Genomic DNA, 20287 nt, shown 5'->3' with positions numbered 1-20287 from the left:
TTTTGTTTCACCGGGCTGAAACTATTTGTTTCACCGTATTGAAACTCTTTGTTCCAATGTGAAAGACACTTTGTTCCATCGTAATGAAACAAAGTGTATTTCACATTGGAACAAAGAGTTTCAATACGGTGAAACAAAATGTATTGCATAGCGAAACAAAATGTTCCAGGCTTTGGAACGAAGCGTATCCTCCCTATCGGAGCACTTTATCTGCGGCTACAGTATGGATAATGCAGGTTGGTATTTTTGTTATTCAAAGTCGAAATAGAACTTATCAACTACGCTTAAAATTTTCATTCTTTAGGAGGATACACTACCGTTCACTACCATAGTGTTTCTCAAAATACTTCATCCCTTTATAACTGGCATCCACCTTAAACCAGCGGTTATCATGGCGGAGAGCTTCTCCGCCACCTGATGCAATGATTGTACTTTTAAGTGCTCGCTATACCTACTGTGGTGTAAACAAGCTGTACCAAGTACTGAATCTAAATACAATATCCGGTTTGAAAACTACAACGACTTTTACTGACCATACGGTGGATACATCTTCATATTTCTCATTGCTCCAGTAGGTGGATAAGTTATAACGGGAATACCATACTTGTCTGAAAGGGCATAAAAATCTTCCAAACTCAAATCATAACGCTGTAAAATGTTATAATCCTGTTGAATTTGTTCCCAGGAATAATTATTCAACACTTCTTGATTAAAAATGAATATGGATAAGGTGTCCTGTGGTAGCATTGCAAACCATTCTTCATGCGTGAAAGTAAACAATGCTCGATAGGCTCTACCGCCCGGTTTTGTCTCATATCCAACACACTTCTTCTCAAAAAGCAACGATGTATCAGGATATGCAGTTTGTCCTGTTCTTCCCAAAGCTAAACATGAAGAAATAACAAACTCCGATTTATTATCTATAAAAACAGAATAACTATTATCTACGCAGTTGCATTTACCACTCATAAAAAGTATTGCAACTCCTATTGCTAAATGTATTTTTTTTATTTTATTAATTATCTTATATGGTACAGCGGATACATCTTCATATTTTTCATTTTTTCTGTGGGTGGATAATAAATACGCCAATCTAATGCTTTCAAATCATTGTGACTTAAATCGTAGCGTACTAATATTTTATAATCTTGCCTGATAGTCTCCCACTCATATTTTGCCAATGTATCAGGATCAAAAAAGAAAATAGACATAGTGTCTGTTGGAAACATTGCGAAAAGAGTATTTTCATTCGGTCCCGGGTTCCCAAAATTAGCATTCGAATACTTGTTAAATGGGAAAGGTTTATAAGGCATGGGAATAATGTTAGGCAAAATAGTGTCCGGATAAAACACTCCATCCTCCCAAGGCATATAATAACAGATAGGCTTATCTGAATTATTGTAAAAATCAATATAGCGTGCCAATCCATCATCTTTACACTGAGAAAATAACAATAATAAACTGCTTAAAAATATCTTCTTCATAATCATGTTTTTTACCAAGTTGGATTATCTTCTTCTTTCCATATTACACCATATTTGCTAAAGTAATTTTCAGTTTTTCTACTTGCACTTTGCTTATTCCCGGACATGCTGACAATATGCATGACAATAAGCATAATGCTATTACTTTTATTGTTGTTTCCATGAAAAATAGTTCATATTTTTATATTATTTGCTCGCATTGTAAAATCCTACACCAATATTACTAATGTAAGAATCGTTTGGTATTAAAGTGAGAGAAAGAGAAATTCTCTCTCACTTTAAATGTGTCATTGCTTCGGAGGATACACCACTGTATCCGGTTTGAAAACTGCAACGACTTTTACTGACCATACGGTGGATACATCTTCATATTTCTCATTGCTCCAGTAGGCGGATAAGTTATAACGGGATTACCATACTTGTCTGAAAGGCTATAAAAATCTTCCAAACTCAAATCATAACGCTGTAAAATGTTATAATCTTGTTGAATTTGTTCCCAGGAATAATTATCCAATACCTCTTGATTGAAAATGAATATAGACAAGGTGTCCTGTGGTAGCATTGCAAACCATTCTTCATAGGTGAAAGTAGGTAATGATTGATAGGCTCTATCGCCCGGCTTTGTCTCATATCCAACACACTTCTTCTCAAAAAGCAACGATGTATCAGGATATGCAGTTTGTCCTGTTCTTCCCAAAGCTAAATATGAAGAAATAATAAACTCCGATTTATTATATATAAAAACAGGATAACTATTATCTACGCAGTTGCATTTACCACTCATAAAAAGTAGTGCAACTCCTATTGCTAAATGTATTTTTTTCATTTTATTGATTATCTTAATGGTACGGCGGATACATCTTCATATTTTTCATTTTTTCTGTGGGTGGATAAGGAATATCTGGTATATCATATTCATTATAAAGAGCATGTATGTCTCCTATACTAAGATCATAACGCCTTAAGACTTTATAATCCGATTGTATTTCGGACCAACTATATTTGTTTACTGTGTCCTGAGAAAAAATATAAATAGATAAAGTATCTTTGGGAAGTCGTAAAATCCATTCTTCAATTGTTAAGAGAGGAACACCCCCATAAGAGGTGTTTCCTGGTTTTATTATATATCCAATACTTTCTTCTTTTCCAAAAGACAAGGTTGTGTCCGGATAACTGTGTCTTTCTGGATCTAAAGCCCAATATGAAGAAATCGTTTCTTTTGATTTATTTGTCATCCATACCGAATAACTTCTTTCTGGGATTTTTTTACATCCAAGTACGACGATGATTGTTGCGATACTACAGATAATAAAATGTCTAATTTTCATATTCTACATTATTTTAGTGAATATTTAAAGTATGGCCAATTTACATCATAATGCTATTACTTTTATTGTTGTCCTCATAAATAGAACGTTTGAGCAATTAATCTATATTTTCAACACTCAATGGTTTACTACTGTTGTAAATTCCTATGCTGATACTGCGATGCAAGAGTCATTTGGAATTAAAGTGAGAGAGAAAGAGAAATTCTCTCTCACTTTAAATGTGTCATTGCTTCAGCGGATACACTACCGTATTCGATTTGAAAATCACAACTACTTTTACTGACTATACGGTGGATACATCTTCATATTTCTCATCGCTTCAGTAGGTGGATAAGTTATAACGGGATTATCATTCTTGTCTGAAAGCCTATAAAAATCTTCCAAACTCAAATCATAACGCTGTAAAATGTTGTAATCCTGTTGAATTTGTTCCCAAGAATAATTATTCAACACCTCTTGATTGAAAATGAATATAGATAAGGTGTCTTGTGGAAGCATTGCAAACCATTCTTCATAGGTGAAAGTAGGCAATGCTTGATCGGCTCTACTACCCGGCTTTGTCGCATATCCAACACACTTCCTCTCAAAAAGCAACGATGTGTCAGGATATGCAGTTTCTCCTTTTCCTCCCAAAGCTAAATATGAAGAAATAACAAACTCTGATTTATTGTCTATAAAAACAGAATAACTTTTATCTGTCAAGTTGCATTTACAACTAGTAAAAAGTATTGCAACCCCTATTGCTAAATGTATTTTTTTCATTTTTATTAATTATCTTAATGGATAACGATAATATTCCCAATTTATATTGAAATGTTTTTTAAAGTATTCTTTAGCACGCCTATTTGCTCTTGTTTCTGTCCCAGATTCATAATGATGATGGGTAGGATCTCTTTTTGCTTTGTCTGCACTAAGAATACTTGGTATCCCTACTGCAAACAAATAAGCGAATCCATGTCTCCTGCTATCAATCGTATGTCCGTATTCGTGCATATACAGAGGGTTGGAAAGGACATATTCATCAAAATTGTTTGTGATTTCTTTTTTTATATTTATATTAATAAAATTGCCTATACTTACACCATCATTATAATTTGTATTTTCATTGGTTGCAAAAGTAACCCCACCAAAATAATCTACTCTATCAACCCTGTTAAAAGAATTTCTGATATGTGTATATCCATGCCCGATGAGTGATTGTGGCATTTCCCACGTATGGCGTGTATATCCCTGCAATATTCCACCCCACCAATCGTTTTCATCCAGGTAGAAATTACCCAAAAAGGATTTTCCAGCTCTCTCCAATCCATTCCAACCGGCATTAATTGCTCCGCCTACCATGCCCAAAACACCAACGCGGACTTGGGCATAAGCATAGTAAGTCATACCTGCTTGTATTGCACTGCCCACCCAAGGTATTAAAGGTGCAAATTGCCAAGCATAACCTAATGCCAAACCTGTTACCGCACCTTGAGCGAAATACTTTAAGCCATCTCCAATGCTATGAATATCCCCTCGGATGGCATGAGCGACCGTGTTACCTGCTGCAAAAACAGCAGCCAAAAATACAGGGATCCACCATATTTCTCCACTCGGGTCTACATACCTCAGCGGATTATTCAAGCAATACGAGTATCGGTTATAGTTCTGGCTATCGCCGGGATTCTGCACACGAGGGTCAGGACTCAGGAACCGTCCGACAACGGGGTCGTACAAGCGGGCATTCATATTGACTAACCCGAACAGCGTCAAATGTTCATGACCCGTATAGCCCCTGCCTAAGAACAGGGCGGGTTCCGAGCCAACGGCGTATAACGTTTGGTTCGCAGGGTTCCTCAACCTGCCCCAGGCGTCGTAGCTTAACTCTTGCTTGATGGTTCCTGTTGAACTTACCACGTGGGTGATGCTTCCCAGGTAATCGGCGCACAGGTAGTAAACAGCCCAGGCACCCGAGCCTTCCTTCACATAAGCAGCCGGTGCGGAATAGGCGTCACCGCCCAGGTAGAGTATCTCCTTGCTTCCCGCAGTTCCCGTTTCCGTTTCGTACTGGTTGCCCCAGTAATGCTTCGTGGACTTGACTGTGCTTCCTTGCTTGGTAACCATCTTCACCCGCTCGCCATCTCCGTTGTAAGTAAATGTGGCTGTGTAGCCGTTCTCCGCAATCGTCACGGGACGCCGCTGGGCATTGTACGTGACTTCCTGCTCGCGCGTGGGGACTGTGCTTCCGTAAGGAGTTACAAATTCGAGGGCATACTTCTTGGTGGCATGGTATTGATACGTTCCTACATGGGACATGCTTGTGATGTTGCCCGTAATGCCGTACGTTGCGGTCTTTCCGGCGAAGCTCGTCAACCGGTTCAGGTTATCGTACCCGAAGCTTTCCTGAATGTTCCGCACGTTGTCTTTCCGCGAGGTTAGGTTGCCTGTTTGTGGGTTGAAGCTGTAGCCGGAGTTCTGAATCACCGTGGAACCATTTTTCACTGTTCTGCCCGTGGGGTTGCCGTAGGCGTCATACGAATAGGTGCGGGTCAATCCTCCGGTGGTAACGCTCGTAACCATTCCTAAAGCGTTCTCGCTCATCAGCTTCCAGATGGAGGTGGTGTTATTGAGCTTGATCTCTTTCAGGTGACCGTTGGTGTAGGTGTAGTTCTCCGTCACGATACTTCCTGCATTGGAGGCATAAGCGAGAGCCGAGATGTTGCCGCCTGCATAAGTGTACGTTTTCTTCAGCGACTTTGTATCTACATTGTTTTCCGTTACGGTTTTCAAGCGCAGGTAATCGTCATATTCATATATCTTCGAAGTCCCGTTCGAGTTTGTTTCAGACTTAATCAGGTTGTCCGGATAATAAAGGTAGCTTATTGTCTGCCCGGCAACTTTCTTCTTGGTCAGGCGGTGGTGTGCGTCATATTCGTACTCTGTAGTTCCGTCGTTGGCATCCGTTTCCAATATCATGTTTCCGTACTCATCATATTGGTAGGTAGTGACTCCCAGGCTTGGGTCATTCAGTTCAATCCGCCTGCCGTAGATATCGTACTCAAACTCGGTGACAATATATTCCGGAGCGGTTACCTTTTCCAACTGTCCGTCCGGGCGGTAAATATAGGTTATCGGACCCGCCCCGTAGTGGTAAATCGCAACCAATTCGCCCGCAACGTTGTAGTAATTTGTCTTCCTTACGCCGTCTATTTCCGTGTTGATGTTCATGCCGGAATACGAGTAGGTGTCTTCTTTTCCCGAGGCGTACAGCAGTGAGGTTATCCGGTCGTAGGTGTCATACGCGTATGTATTCCACAGCGTGGGGGCGGTTCCCTTAAACGGCATGGAGACTTTATGGAGACGGCTCTTTCCGTCGTACAGCTTATCCGTATATACATAACTCCCGTCGAAGCGCTGCTTGCCGCTTCGCACTTCACGCCCCCAGGCGTCGTAGTAGGTTTGAGAAGCCGGAGCGCCGGTGGCGGTAACGGTGGTCACCCTCAGTGCCGAACCCGCACTCGAAGCCCATGCCACCAAGATGCTGTCCACTACTCCATCCGGGTGGATAGTCTTCACTTGCCTTCCGAAGTCGTCGTACTTGAACTCGGTCGCCTTCGACTTGTGGTTCGTGGAGGATTCCAGTTGTCCCTTATTGTTGTATTGGTATGTTTCATACAGGCCCAAGGGGTCGGTCTTCTTTGTAACCCTGCCGTAGGTGTCATATTCATATCTGGTAGTCAATTCATTGCCGGAGTCATACTCTTCCAGGGATTCCTGCATAAGCAAGTTATTGGTATATGAACGGGTAATCTCGGAGACAATTTGGTTATTGACATACTGTATTTCGGTCAACGGAAGGAAATTGCTGTTGTAGGAAGATATGGATCTCGTCTTCACCCACGGGGTTGAAGTCCCTCGTACCGTGGAGGTTACCTGTTCGCGCAGGAAGCCTAACTTGTAAGTCGTGGTATTATTCGTATTGACGTAAGTATTAGCGGTGGTTACTGTAGCGTAAGTACCATGGTAGAGTACTTCACGTGTTATGTTTCCATAAGAGTCGTACGTGTAACTGAGCATGTTGGTGTTATTTTTCAGCAAGTCTATCTCGACCTTGGAGGTTAACGTAACGCTGGTTAACTTGTTGGGCGCGACGTTTACGTTGTAGCTACAGTGCACCTCTGTCGTGGGGGTGAGCATATCCGTCATTACTCCGAACCGCGTAGGGTCGAAGGTTTGTTCTACCTGCGTGCCCGCATTCAAATCGCGCATCGTGATTTTCCGGAAGCCGCGGAATCCCAAACCCTGACGGTGGATAACGGCGTCGTTGTAATAGTAGGATTGGGAACCCAGCGTCTCTCCGTTACATACGGAGTAGGTGTTGCGAACCACGTTGACATCGGCATACAGCTTGTTGTGAGGAAAGGAAGAGGTGTAGTTGGCGGTCATCCCGTAGGAGGAACCGTCCGTCAGGTTGGCGTATTCCGTCTTCGCAACTACTCCGTAGCTGTTTATCATGCCGGTGAGCATCCTTTCGCGCGCCTCGTTGCGCGTATAGAATATCGGGGTCACCGAGGCATCCTTGATGCTCAGCCACTGGCTGGTGCGGTAACCGCCCATGTTTTCTATGGCTCCTGCAATGAAATGGGAGTCAGAGTCTATGGTTACTCTCGACGACTCGGCCGTGGTCTTGAATGTCCCATTGTTATTCAAGTACACTCTGACTTGGCTGCCCGATTTCATCGCCATGTCCGGAAATCGGTCGCCGTTGATATCGTGAAGCAGGAACAGGTATTTGGCACCACTACTGGAGTTTATATCCGTATAGGACAGGAACTCGAAGGTGCTGCTTGCAAAGCCGGTTCCGGTTCCTGATAGCAATGTCCACGTCTGGTGCGTGCTGTTGGGACGCTTAGTATATGTGATAATAGGGTTCAGACATCTGCTGATGGGTTGGTCAATACCGCCACCCGGGCCACCGCCTATACCACCGCCCGGATTGAAGGGGTCTGTCCAGGGATCATCAATAACCTCACCCCGGCATCCCTGGCATACGCCGCAGAGCTGCGTAGATGCTTGCAATGTATAATCATCCTTCTTGGGAGTTAGCAGCAAGTCTGTTATCCCATCGCCGTTGATGTCTTGCACCAGCAATTCCTTTTTGCCGGTGCTTGATATATCCGTATTCCTGACGCCGTAGGTGGAAGCAATTTCCACAAAACTGCTTTCCTGCCGGGAGTATATATGCGTCCCGCTACCATTTATCAGGCAAACGTCCGTCTTTCCGTCGCCGTTATAATCCATAGAGAAGAGGGCATCTTTGAAGTAGTCGTACAGGAATGGAGTTCCCGTAAAAATCTTTGTTCTCGATTCAAGATTGTACAGGGTGGTTGTCGACTGCGCCCGGGTGTCTCCGCGGGGCGTCTTGTAGCCGCCTACCGCCATGAGTTCCGTTTTTCCGTCACCGTTAAAGTCGCCTGTAAGGAAGGTTCTGGGTATGGGGCTTCGCCAACTGCCTTCGGTAAAGGAACCTTCTTCCGTAAAGGAAGTGGTACGCGCGGTCATGTTCTTGTCGTAGGTAGTAAGGCTAATAAGGGCGTTGCTACCGCTGAGCGCGTAGTTCACCCTTACTAATTCGTCGTTCCCGTCACCGTCCATGTCGGCGGGAATCAGTGTTTGGAAGCCACTGCCCGCCTGAATCGTTACCGGCGTGCAGATGTAATCCCCCAGGTTTTTGTAAATCAGCAGCGACTGTGTGGAACTGTACAGGCTGCCATACGTACAATTATTTTTGCTGTCATGCCCCGTAACACCATACGAGTTAAAATTAGGATAAGCCACAAGTCCCTCGCTTCCCACAAGGGAGTTGAACTTGCCCTTGCGAAGAATCAGGTCGGGAGCATTGCTGTTGGCAAAATAAGTACTAAGGAAAGCCATGTCCGTTTGGAAATAGCCTGCGCCTGAACCGGAACCGTTCCCATAGTAGAACATCAGCGGGTTCACTTCCTTGCCGTTCACTTTCAGGCTGATTTGGGAAAGAAACGAATAGATGCTTGTCTCATGGGTCAGTGTATAGGTGCTGAGAAGCACGGACGATTGGTAATAGGTCTCTATCTTGGTCAGCAGCCTGTTCATTTCCACTCTCCGTCCTGCCATGTACAAAGTTCCGGCATCGCTTCGCGAGCTATTATAGCTGAATCTCACTGCCCCGTGCTGGGTGGAGCCGTAGCCGTATTTCACTTCCGTGACATAATACACGTTATCCATCAATATATAGGCATAGTCAATGTATCCACCCAGGGCATCCGTATAGCGGGTAACGGGATAGTTGAGCTGTGCTGACGTATTGCCGGAGGTTCCAAACGTAGCTCTTTTCCCGTCCGGATACCGCACGTCAAAATAGTACCCCCCCGAAGGAGCATAGAAAGTGACCTTGATGTTCCCGAACTCTGTCTGGTATTCAATTTTGGTGGTCGTTTCGTCTGTTTTAATCAGTCGGTTGCCATCCAGTGAGTAGGCGGAATACCTGTCGGTGGTAGCAGGGCGGGCATCGTTGCCGTCGTAGTAATAGTTTGAATGCGTGACGGAGATACTCGACAATCCGCCAATGCTCCAGCCATATCCGGCGACGCCGTTGCCCATCTGACTATTGTAAGACAGGGAAAGCGAAGGCTGATGCCCGTTCCTGCCTCCATAAATGTCGATTGGAACGTTGTAGGAGAGCGAACCGTTATTCACGCTTGACTGGTATGGGATTTCGCCCACCGCCTTTGTCCGGTCTACTGTTACCGTAGCGGGCAGTTCGGGTAAGGGAGGGGCTATAGGAGGGGTTATGGGAGGAAGTATAGGAGGGAGATCGCCTCCCGGAAGTAAGGGTAAGACCATCGTGGAGAAGTTCGCCTGATATTCCGGGGTTCCGGTGGTAAGTTCATTGACTTTGGTTATCACCTTGTACAAACCGTCCGAGCCGGCTTCCTGAGTGAATTCATGCTTGGACAAGTCCAGTACAAGGGAATCGTTGTTTATTATGATTTGAGCGTAGCCCGGCAGGCTGCACAGTAACGCCGATACGGCAAGTATATATCGTTTTATAATTGCCCAATTATTACATCTATTTCTTTTCATATTTCCGTATTCGTATTAAGTCATGTTATTCTTTGATTATCTTCCAACTGCTCACATTGCCGTTGTAGGCAATCTGCAGGATGTAGACGCCGGGATTCCGGTCGGAGATGTCTATTGTGTTAGACCCGGAGACTTCCCTCCATTGGCGTAACTGCTTTCCGGTGAGGTCATAAAGGGAGATACCGGCGTTTTCAAACGCTTCCACTCCCGATATGTCCACTCTAAGTACGCCCCGGGTGGGGTTGGGGTAGATGGTAATCTTGCTTTCGGAGAGTTCCTCCTGGTACACGGTTTCCTCTTCATTATCCATTGCCGCCCGGGTGGTGGATACTACAATCTCCTGGCGAGTGATCCGGTTGCCGGCGTTGTCATAAAGATACTTGATTCGTTGAGCAAACGCTTCCGCTCCCGAACATAGAAATAGAATAAAAAAGGGTACGAGTACAGATATTGCTCGCACGGGGGGGCGTTTTTCGTTTTTCATAAGCATATAAAGTTATTAGTTAGTTTAATATGTGTATTACAGACGCTGTTTATGAAAGCCGCATTAGATAGTTTATGTAAAGTGTGTGGCAATCTCTGCCACACACTTTTAATGAAGAAACATTGCCCACAGACAGATAAAAATCCAAATTTTCAACCTAATATGCATGAGTAGAAATTCATAGTTAAAGTTTAGGTTATCCTGTCTTATTATAGTCTAATGCCCGGTTTAGGGTTTTCCTTTTTAATGTATTCTACTCATGTCTATTCTCTCTCTACAATAATAGTTTTCTGTGTTAAGTCTAAATAATCAAGAAGCCTTGTTCCGCTTTTATCACCTTCGCCCCCGAATTGATTTATTATTGGTACAGAACAAGACTCTTGATTTAGATCATCAAAGTATATTTTTCGCATTATTTAGAAACTGTTTCGGGCAAACCCCTCCTTCTCACTACTTACGCGAACAGTATTATTTGCGAATAGTACTATACGGCATAAGTAGTGAAGGAAGGACCAGTTTTCAATATAGTGTTCTTTATTTCTAAGAATCAAAGGTCGAATTCACCGTGCATGTGTATTCTTTCCGAGATAATTTCTATCAGATATGTTCCCGGTTCTTGTCCATCAACATCTATGGAAACGGTTGACGGACTAAAATAGTCGTTTGAATAAATAACTTGTCCGGTAGATTCTTGAATAATTCGGATGGTAACCGCAGGTATTATTTTTTGGAAAAGGACATGTACCATATTATCCTCTAAAAAGGCGTATGCAGGTTCAAAAAGACTTCGGGCTTGGGGTAACTCTTCATCCAGCATTACTTCTTTCTCAAGAGTAATAATAATACCTCCATCATTGGGAGTAGCAAACGCAGAAGTTCCACTTACCAGAAATGAAACCAGAAATAACCAAAATAGCTTCCTCATAATTTTCCTTATTTAATAGTTGTTCGACACAAATATAGCAGAGTTTCGTGCAACAAAAAGTCTCAAACAGGAAACTTTTGTCTTTTTAACTATATATTTTTGTGGAAAGAAGGCTAATATCGTCTAATTTAAATCTTTTTAAGAATACGACTCAGCGTATTACGCTCTTTCGTGTGACCAAACTTTGCAAAAATGTCATCCTCTCTTCTATAAATAGTATGTTTTGAACATCCTATAAGATATGCTATGTCGGTGGTGGAAAGATTTGCCAAAGCCATACAACAAAGCTGTATTTCTGTTTCCGATAAATTGTATTGCGAACTTATTCGCATAATAATATTATCCCAACGACTGTTGGTTGCTGCTATTAGTGTTTTCCAGTCTTCTTCATTAAGTTGTTCTTCCGATTCATCATATTTTTCATACGAATCAAGAATTTTCTCTATTTTTTTATATACTCTGAAATATTCAAGGGCCTCTTTTGCCAATGCGTCCTGCTGTTTTGCCAATGCATCCCGTTCTTTGTTAGTGGCTTCAAGCTCTTGTTGAAGCCTCTTTCTCTCTTTTTCGTTAGCCTGATGCCATTCGATTTGTTCTTGTAATAAAATCGCTGATTTTTCTTTTTCGGCAATTTCGTCATTAAGTTGTGCCAGTTCTTGCTTTAAATGAGATTGATGATCTTCCAAGTCGCGTGTCTTTGATTTGTATCTTCTTAATAGGATACAAATGATACCTATGATACCTGTAAGGAAGATACTGACTATAATTAAAATAGACTGTTTGTTATGCTGTTGTTTTAACGTATCTGTATATTGTTGTTTTTCTACTTCCTTTTCAGCATTAATAATGTTATTGCTTTGTTGCGTCAGGTGTATGCTGTCCTTGTAGAGTGTGTACTTTTCCGTGAGGTCAAGCGACTTCTTTATGTCCCCTTGTTTTTTTGCAATTTCGGCTAAACGCGCATAAGCAATGGTTTTGATTCTATATCTGGGAGAAGATAGACTTTTGTTTATGTATATGGTAGCAGAATCATATAACTTTGATTTAAAGTATGCATCACCCAGAAGTAAGTAGGCTCGATGAAGGCGTGCGCTATCTTTCAATAGGCTGATATTTAATTTTGCATATTGAATGCATTTCTCTTTTTCCCCCATTCTGCTATATAATGAACTCAGCGAAGCTGTTACATTCGAATGTATTCGCCTGTATTTGGGAACAGTGGTCATTTTGAGTGCTTCTACTAATTTTTGTTCCGCCTTAGGATAGTATTTTTCCCCTTTTTCAATGCTAATCTGTCCTTGATAAGACAATGCTTCCGCCCAAAAAGTGGTATCATTCAGTTGGATAAATGTTTTTTCCGATAACTGAAAAATAGAATCAGCTTCTGTCATCAGGTTTTGTATGAAGTATAAATATCCTGCATTATGATAGATTTGTCCTGCCAGTTTTGCATTTCTGGTCTTTTCTGCGAAAGGAAGGGCAGTTAGATATTCTTTAACGGCTTCTCCGCTTTGGTTGGCGTCTCTATATATACATCCCAGATAAAAATATGCTTTAGCCTGCATGGATGCATCCTTTATGGAATCATAATATTGCACAGCCATTCGTATCAACGAATCATCCGTTTGTACAACATAGTTTTTATCTCTGGCTTGTGTCAACAGTAAAGCGTAATAGGCATGATTACCTGGAGTTTCTAATCTTTGCGGGTCTATACTTTCCAGAATATGCAATGCGCTGTCCGCCAAAGTTTGCATTAATGAGTCAGCCTGCACCAGTAAGACATTGGAAGTATGCTGTTGTACGCATGAGACTGATAAAAGGCATACTATTATATAGAATAAATGTTTCATCGTTGGGCGGTATTAATTACACCGCAAAAGTATTCATTTAATCCGGATATTCCATATTTCCATGTGGAAGGGAGCATATATATTTTATAGTTTGCTTTATGATGAACGTTGGATTATCTTCTCTTTCCGGTTGCGGAATTGCATAAAAAACGTATATTTGTGTGTCGTATCACGAATTTAATAATGAATAGACTATGATAACAGACCAACTGCTTCGTCCTGCCAGCATTGTAGTGGTAGGAGCATCTAATAATGTGCACAAACCGGGCGGTGCAATCCTGCGTAACCTGATAAACGGTAGTTATTCCGGCGAACTGCGTGCCGTAAATCCTAAAGAAACTGAAATACAAGGCATAACGGCATATGCCGGTGTACAAGACATTCCTGATACAGACTTGGCCATACTTGCTATTCCGGCATCTATGTGCCCCGACACCGTGGAAGTACTTGCGGCTGAAAAGCAAGTGCGGGCATTTATCATTCTTTCGGCCGGTTTTGGAGAAGAAACCCGCGAAGGCGCTTTGTTGGAGAACCGCATTCTGGAGACAGTGAACAAGTATGGAGCCGCCCTCATAGGTCCGAACTGTATCGGGCTGATGAATACCTGGCATCACAGCGTATTCAGCCAACCCATTCCTCAACTGCATCCCCAAGGGGTAGATCTGATTTCCAGTTCGGGCGCAACGGCTGTGTTCCTTCTGGAAAGTGCGGTAACGAAAGGCTTGCAGTTTAACTCTGTCTGGTCTGTGGGAAATGCCAAGCAGATAGGTGTGGAGGATGTATTGCAATACATGGACGAAAACTTCCATCCGGATGAAGATTCTAAGATTAAATTGCTCTATATTGAAAGTATTGCCGACCCCGACCGTCTGCTGTTCCATGCTTCTTCTTTGATAAAGAAAGGCTGCAAGATTGCCGCCATCAAGGCAGGTAGCAGTGAGAGCGGAAGTCGTGCGGCTTCTTCGCATACAGGCGCTATTGCCAGTTCGGATTCGGCGGTGGAGGCTTTGTTCCGTAAAGCGGGCATTGTGCGCTGTTTTTCCCGTGAAGAGTTGACGACAGCAGGCTGTATCTTCACTTTGCCGGAACTGAAAGGAAAGAACTTTGCTATCATTACCCATGCCGGCGGACCGGGTGTTATGCTGACCGACGCTCTTAGTAAGGGTGGGCTGAATGTTCCTAAGCTGGAAGGTGCGGTAGCGGATGAACTGAAAAGCAAGCTGTTTCCCGGTGCGGCGGTGGGAAATCCGATTGATATTCTGGCTACCGGAACTCCCGAACACCTGCGTCTCTGCCTGGAATATTGCGAGGAGAAGTTTGATGATATAGATGCGGTGCTTGCCATCTTCGGTACGCCGGGGCTGGTTACCATGTTCGAGATGTACGATGTGTTGCACGAAAAGATGCTCACCTGCCGTAAACCGATATTTCCCATTCTTCCTTCCATCAATACTGCAGGAGCGGAAGTTGCCGCTTTTCTTGCCAAAGGGCATGTAAACTTTGCCGACGAAGTAACCTTGGGCACAGCACTCTCCCGGATTATGAATGCCCCGAAGCCTGCCGCCAATGAAATAGAACTCTTTGGTGTGGATGTGCCACGTATCCGCCGTATCATCGACTCCATTCCTGCCGATGGATATATCGAGCCGCACTATGTACAGGCTTTGCTCCGCTCTGCCGGCATTCCCGTAGTAGAAGAATTCGTATCCGCCCGGAAAGAAGAGGTGCTTGCTTTTGCTCATCGCACCGGATTTCCGGTTGTGGCAAAAGTAGTAGGTCCGGTTCATAAATCAGATGTGGGCGGTGTGGTACTTAACATCACGGGAGAACAACACCTGGCATTTGAATTCGACCGTATGATGCAAATCCCGGAAGTAACGGGCATCCTGGTACAGCCCATGCTGAAAGGAACCGAGCTTTTCATTGGCGCCAAATATGAAGAAAAGTTCGGCCACGTGGTACTTTGCGGTTTGGGAGGTATTTTCGTGGAAGTACTCAAGGATGTTTCCTCCGGCTTGGCGCCCCTTTCGTACGAAGAGGCTTACTCTATGATTCGCTCCCTCCGCGCTTATAAGATTATCAAAGGCACACGCGGGCAGAAAGGGGTGAACGAAGATAAATTCGCAGAAATCATCGTCCGCCTTTCTACATTGCTGCGCTTTGCCACGGAGATAAAGGAAATGGATATTAATCCGTTGCTTGCCACGGAGAAGCAGGTGACTGCCGTCGATGCGCGTATACGGATAGAAAAGAAGTAAGCGTAAATCTGCCCGTTCTCCCCCTATCCCGCCCAGTTCTCCCGGTCTAAGTTCCTGTATCCGATAGCCTCTGCCAGGTGTACCGGTTGTATAAGTTCGCTGCCTTCAAGGTCGGCAATGGTGCGGGATACTTTCAGTATGCGGTCGTAGGCTCGTGCCGAAAGGTTAAGGCGATTCATGGCATTTTTCAGTAATGCCAGTCCCTTATCGTCCGGGCGGGCGTATAATGAAAGCAACTTGCTGTTCATCTGCGCGTTGCAGTATATTCCGGGAATATCCGTGTACCTTCTTTCCTGAACTTGCCGGGCGTTTATAACGCGTTCGCGTATGTGGGCGCTTGCCTCGCCGGGACGGGCATCTGCCATCTTTTCAAAAGGTACGGGTACAACTTCTATTTGCAGGTCGATGCGGTCGAGCAAAGGCCCCGATATGCGATTCAGATACTTCTGTACCTGCCCCGGACTGCACACACAATCTTTTGTAGGGTGGTTGTAATATCCGCAAGGGCATGGATTCATGGATGCTACCAGCATAAAACTTGCCGGATATTCCACGTTATTCTTCACGCGGGAAATCGTGATTTTACGATCTTCCAGTGGCTGGCGGAGAACCTCAAGTACGCTCCGGTTGAATTCGGGAAGTTCATCCAAAAACAGGATACCATTATGCGCCAGACTGATTTCTCCCGGTTGCGGGTAACTGCCTCCGCCTGTCATGGCCACTGTGGAAATGGTATGGTGCGGATCACGAAAAGGGCGTTTGGAGATAAGCCCTGTACCGGCTTGTAACTTCCCGGCGACGGAATGTATTTTGGTGGTTTCAAGACTTTCTCCTAAAGCTAATGGGGGCAGAATAGAAGGAAGCCGTTTGGCTAACATGGATTTACCACTGCCGGGCGCACCGATAAGAATGATGTTGTGCCCGCCTGCCGCTGCTACTTCAAGTGCCCGCTTTACGTTCTCTTGTCCTTTCACATCAGAGAAATCCAGTTCGAAGCTGCTTTGCTGTGCATAGAACTCTTCGCGTGTGTTGACTAAAGTAGGGGTAAGCTCCTGATTGCCGTTGAAGAACTCGATAACTTCCTTGATGTTTTCTGCTCCATATACCTGCAAACGGTTTACCACTGCTGCTTCGCGGGCATTCTGGCGGGGAATAACAATACCTTCAAATCCCAGTTCACGCGCCATGATGGCAATGGGCAAAGCGCCTTTTATCGGTTGCAGGCTGCCGTCCAAGCTTAATTCGCCCATCAGCAGGTAACGGTTTAATCTCTCAGACTGAACAACTTCTCCGGCAGCAAGCATACCTATGGCAAGCGGCAAATCATAAGCCGAACCTTCTTTACGGATATCGGCAGGCGCCATATTTATAACAATATTGTTGGTAGGTATCCGGTATCCATTGACTTGCAATGCGGAAAGAATGCGTTGGTGGCTTTCCTTAACGGCGGAATCCGGAAGTCCGACAAGGTAAAACATACAGCCTCGCGAACAGTTTACTTCAATAGTGATGAGGGTTGCGTCAATGCCTTGTACGGCCGCTCCGAATACTTTGATTAACATGGCGAAAAAAAAGTTGAAAGTTGAGAGTTAAGAGTTGAAAATTAGGTGCCGAATTGGACGAGGGTAACTTGTTCCGATAAAGGGTTAACGTCGTGTCGCATTTCTGGTTGCTTGCCTCGCCCTTTCTTTTTTCTCTTTTTCTTTTTGTTCTATTTCTTTTAATTTCTGTTCAATAGCTTCTTCATCCAATCCTTTTCCTTCGATTCTTCCCGTGGGACTAATAAGCAGATTGGCAGGAATCGCCTGTATGGCAAATAGCTTGACTACTTCGGCGTTCCAGCCTGCGAAGTCGCACACTTGTTCCCATTTCAGTGTGTCTTTCTCAATGGTTTCTTTCCATACCCCTTTATTCATATCCAGGGAAATACCGAGCAATGCGAAGTTCTTGTTCTTTTGTTCTTTCTTGTAGATGCGACGAAACATGGCGTTCTTTTCCAGGCTGACGGAATCCCACGAAGCCCAGAATTGTATAAGCAGGTATTGGTCTTTAAAGTTAGTCCGGGTAATATCTTTGCCTTCCGCATTTTTCAGGCGGAAATAGGGTAAGGTTTTCCCAACATCCAGTTTCTCTTCTTCCTCAATCAGTTTGGATAGTCCGTCTATGTAAGGGCGGTCTTTCAAATCGCCTGTCATACGTTCTATGATTGTCTTTATGAGGGCAAAGTCGGGCTGCGCTTTTTGCACAAAGCGTTTTTCCAGAAGATGGATACTGACTAATGAGGATGGATGTTGATTGATAAAACTTTGGGCTTTCTCCTCCAAGGCTTTTTCCGATGGTTTGCCCAAGCCTTTCAACTCTTGGTTGAAGGCGGTTAATTCTTCGTTGGGCGTATTACCGCTAATCTGTAAGAAGTTGAGTTCGGCGGCAGAACCTTTTATCCGTATCTTGTTGCCTTTATCTAAGTAGAGAGGGTATTCTGTCCCGTCGCTGAACTGCAGAATGGTTGCTACCAAGGTATCGACCGGAAGAGTCGCTGAGAATTTATCGTTCGTGACTACCAAGGTATCCATGCGATCGTACAGTCTGTCTACGCCATACACATAAATGGTATCATTTCCTAATGCTTTGATTTCACCCTTCAGACTGGCTTTGTTACTGTCGTTCCCCTCTCCGCCACAGGCTGATAGAGCGACCGGTAATAAATATAATAGATAGCTTTTCTTCATTCTTGCATACTTTTCTGCGAAAGTACAGCTTTTACCGAAAATAAAAAAGAAATGCCCCACATTTCTCAATGTGGAACATTTCAATCCTTTATTATGAAAAATGTAAAGAATTACTGGATGATGCTCATAAAGTCTGCATTCGTGAAGTACTTGGAGAATTCCAAATCGGAAGCAGCTTTCTTAGCCAGTGAGCGATCCTTGGCAACTGCGTTTTTCAAACTGCCGGTTACCATGGAAGAATTATTGGTTCGTGCACCCAGTACTGCCATCAGATAGTCTGTATAAGCGTCCTTCTTTTCGATGCTTCCCAATGTGCTGTTGGCTTTGTTGTAATCCTTAGCCAGGATTTGTGCCAGAGCCGCACTGTTGCTCTTAGTGTCGCCGAATGCGCTTACAGCCTTGTCGTACTGACCTTGAGAAATGTACAAGTTACCCAAAGCCTCGTTCAGTTCCTTGGCGCCTGAAGCTTTGCCCAGATAAGTTTGTGCAGCAGCTTCGTCGCCCTTAGTGAGGGAAATCAAACCGAGGTTCATGTTTACTTCGGGAGCATCCTTGATGGAAACGGCTTTCCTGAAATAGCTTTCGGCTTTGTCAAAGCTGCCGGCCTGGTATGCCAGTTTACCTAAGTTATTGTAAGCGCGATAGTCGTTGGGGTAGTTCTGGGTAGCTTTCGTGAAGATAGCTTCTTGCTTGGCGGCATCGTTAGTAAGTGTTGCAGCGTACAGCAATTCTTCCAAGCTCAACTGTTTGGCATCTGTGTTAGCCAGGTTAGCGATTTCTTCGTCGGACTTACCGATAATTTCGTAGTTCAACGTCAAGCGTGAACGACGCAACTGCGGCAGGACTTCGTCAGCCAGAGTTTTGTAAACGGAAGAGATATTTTTGATTTCCTGTTCTCTTTGTTCGGGGTCAGAATACATGGACAGAACGCGGAGAATCAATTCCTTATCCTGGATATTGGATTTAGAAACCAGTTCCTGGAAACCGTCCCAGTCCTGGGCTGTATATTTCGTATCAATAGCTGCGTCTACTTTCGCTTTCTTCAGGTCGCGGCTGATAACCTTAGCTGTGTTATCCTGGCGGTTTTCAGCCAACTTGGTGTTCAGGCCTACACCACCGTCGGGGGAAGCATAAGCGGAAACTTCGACGTTGCTGATTTTCTTGTTAACAGCTTCATCTACGTTCTTTACTTCTCCGCTGAAATCGTTTGCAGTCTTCAACTCGCTGGCGCGAACGTTGGCTTGCTGAATCAAGAACATGATATTGGCATCGTGTTTCTCTTTGATGATGCGCTGGAAAGCATCTTCGCCGTTTGCCGGAGTGGCGCTGCTCAATGTTTGTTCAACCATCTCGGAAGTAGAGATTACACCATCGGCTACCTTCACGGCGGGAATCGTTACGGTCTTGCTGCCGATAGTAGCTTTAAATTCCAGATACAATTCTGATTTAGCCATCTCGGGAACATAGTCGAAAGAAGTTCTCATGGTGTAGTTGCCACCTACTTTGTAGGAGATAGTCTGGTCGTTACCTTCTACCTTTTCTCCCTGGAACAGGGCAGGTTGTCCTTTGGCTTCTCCGCCATTCCATCTCAGAACCGGAGTTACTTCTACTACGGCTTTCTTATTAAAATACTTTTCAGGGAACTTTCCGTTGATTGTGGCAGGAACTTTACCACTGTTCGCTTCAAGTACCTGAGGAGTTACGGTGAAGTAGTCAGAAGACAATTCACCCATTTTGCCGCCACATGATGAGAGGACGACAACCAGTGCCATTACCAAAGGCAGATACTGTTTCTTAGTCATTTGAGATATCAATTAATCGTTTATAATTAAAAATAATCTATTTGTTTCTCTTAGTGTTTGTTGTTATAGGGTAAGAGACCTTGCAAAGATATTAATTCTCTGTGGCAATTGTAAGGGGTAAGCCCAATTTTATTATAAATTAATGAAATCCTTTTTCTTCGTAACTACTCAAGTATACTATTTTTCAGATAATCAAGTAGTATCTCGTTTCTCCTCCTCCCGGGAGGAGGAGTACCCGCAGGGGGAGGTGGTAGGGAAAATAAATACCTATTAATCATAACTCTAAGGAATTCTTTCTGCCTACCACCTCCCCTCTTGCGGGG

General features: G+C 44.0%; 13 protein-coding genes. 1 reads left to right on the top strand and 12 read right to left on the bottom strand.

The annotated features are described in order from the left end of the window. Positions 1-525: 525 nt before the first annotated feature. The 9 genes from B2Z67_RS08565 to B2Z67_RS08525 form a co-directional block, all read right to left on the bottom strand. Positions 526-1092, bottom strand: a complete 567-nt coding sequence (locus B2Z67_RS08565) for a hypothetical protein (RefSeq protein ID WP_291529408.1) — start codon at positions 1090-1092, stop codon at positions 526-528. Then, the gene (locus B2Z67_RS08560; RefSeq protein WP_291529407.1) at positions 1020-1484 is read right to left on the bottom strand and encodes a hypothetical protein; all 465 of its coding nucleotides are present in this window, start codon (positions 1482-1484) and stop codon (positions 1020-1022) included. The genes B2Z67_RS08565 and B2Z67_RS08560 overlap by 73 nt, the downstream gene beginning before the upstream one ends. 340 nt (positions 1485-1824) lie before the next feature. Further along, positions 1825-2310 (bottom strand): hypothetical protein, encoded by a 486-nt coding sequence (locus B2Z67_RS08555; RefSeq protein WP_291529406.1) that lies wholly within the window; start codon positions 2308-2310, stop codon positions 1825-1827. A 13-nt stretch (positions 2311-2323) separates the two neighbouring features. Beyond that, on the bottom strand, positions 2324-2812 hold the full coding sequence (locus B2Z67_RS08550; protein ID WP_291529405.1) for a hypothetical protein: 489 nt from the start codon (positions 2810-2812) through the stop codon (positions 2324-2326). 276 nt (positions 2813-3088) lie between these two features. Further along, complete coding sequence (locus tag B2Z67_RS08545; RefSeq protein WP_291529404.1) at positions 3089-3574, bottom strand: hypothetical protein; 486 nt, start codon at positions 3572-3574, stop codon at positions 3089-3091. Between the two features lie 9 nt (positions 3575-3583). Next, positions 3584-9913, bottom strand: coding sequence for an FG-GAP-like repeat-containing protein (locus B2Z67_RS08540; protein ID WP_291529403.1), 6330 nt, complete (start codon positions 9911-9913; stop codon positions 3584-3586). 25 nt (positions 9914-9938) lie between these two features. Next, positions 9939-10397, bottom strand: coding sequence for a T9SS type A sorting domain-containing protein (locus tag B2Z67_RS08535; protein ID WP_291529402.1), 459 nt, complete (start codon positions 10395-10397; stop codon positions 9939-9941). Between the two features lie 547 nt (positions 10398-10944). Beyond that, a complete protein-coding gene (locus tag B2Z67_RS08530) occupies positions 10945-11322 on the bottom strand; it encodes a DUF3244 domain-containing protein (protein WP_291529401.1) in 378 nt (125 codons plus the stop codon). 128 nt (positions 11323-11450) lie between these two features. After that, entirely contained in the window at positions 11451-13175 is a 1725-nt protein-coding gene (locus B2Z67_RS08525) for a tetratricopeptide repeat protein (protein WP_291529400.1), read from the bottom strand. A 194-nt stretch (positions 13176-13369) separates the two neighbouring features. Between B2Z67_RS08525 and B2Z67_RS08520 the strand changes: the two genes are divergently transcribed. Continuing rightward, positions 13370-15433 carry an acetate--CoA ligase family protein gene (locus B2Z67_RS08520; RefSeq protein ID WP_291529399.1) on the top strand — a complete coding sequence of 688 codons (2064 nt, stop codon included), beginning with the start codon at positions 13370-13372 and terminating at the stop codon, positions 15431-15433. A 23-nt stretch (positions 15434-15456) separates the two neighbouring features. Here the strand turns inward: B2Z67_RS08520 and B2Z67_RS08515 are convergent, their stop codons facing one another. The 3 genes from B2Z67_RS08515 to B2Z67_RS08505 all read right to left on the bottom strand — a co-directional run bounded on the left by B2Z67_RS08515 (position 15457) and on the right by B2Z67_RS08505 (position 19964). Next, positions 15457-16995, bottom strand: coding sequence for a YifB family Mg chelatase-like AAA ATPase (locus B2Z67_RS08515; RefSeq protein WP_291529398.1), 1539 nt, complete (start codon positions 16993-16995; stop codon positions 15457-15459). Between the two features lie 84 nt (positions 16996-17079). Then, complete coding sequence (locus tag B2Z67_RS08510; RefSeq protein ID WP_291529397.1) at positions 17080-18162, bottom strand: TlpA disulfide reductase family protein; 1083 nt, start codon at positions 18160-18162, stop codon at positions 17080-17082. A gap of 110 nt (positions 18163-18272) precedes the next feature. Continuing rightward, the gene (locus tag B2Z67_RS08505) at positions 18273-19964 is read right to left on the bottom strand and encodes a tetratricopeptide repeat protein (protein WP_291529396.1); all 1692 of its coding nucleotides are present in this window, start codon (positions 19962-19964) and stop codon (positions 18273-18275) included. Positions 19965-20287 lie beyond the last annotated feature (323 nt).

It is taken from the genome of Bacteroides sp. UBA939, assembly GCF_002293435.1.
Classification (GTDB): domain Bacteria; phylum Bacteroidota; class Bacteroidia; order Bacteroidales; family Bacteroidaceae; genus Bacteroides.
Note: the sequence above shows the minus strand (reverse complement) of the source record. Positions and strands in the feature narration are given on the sequence as shown.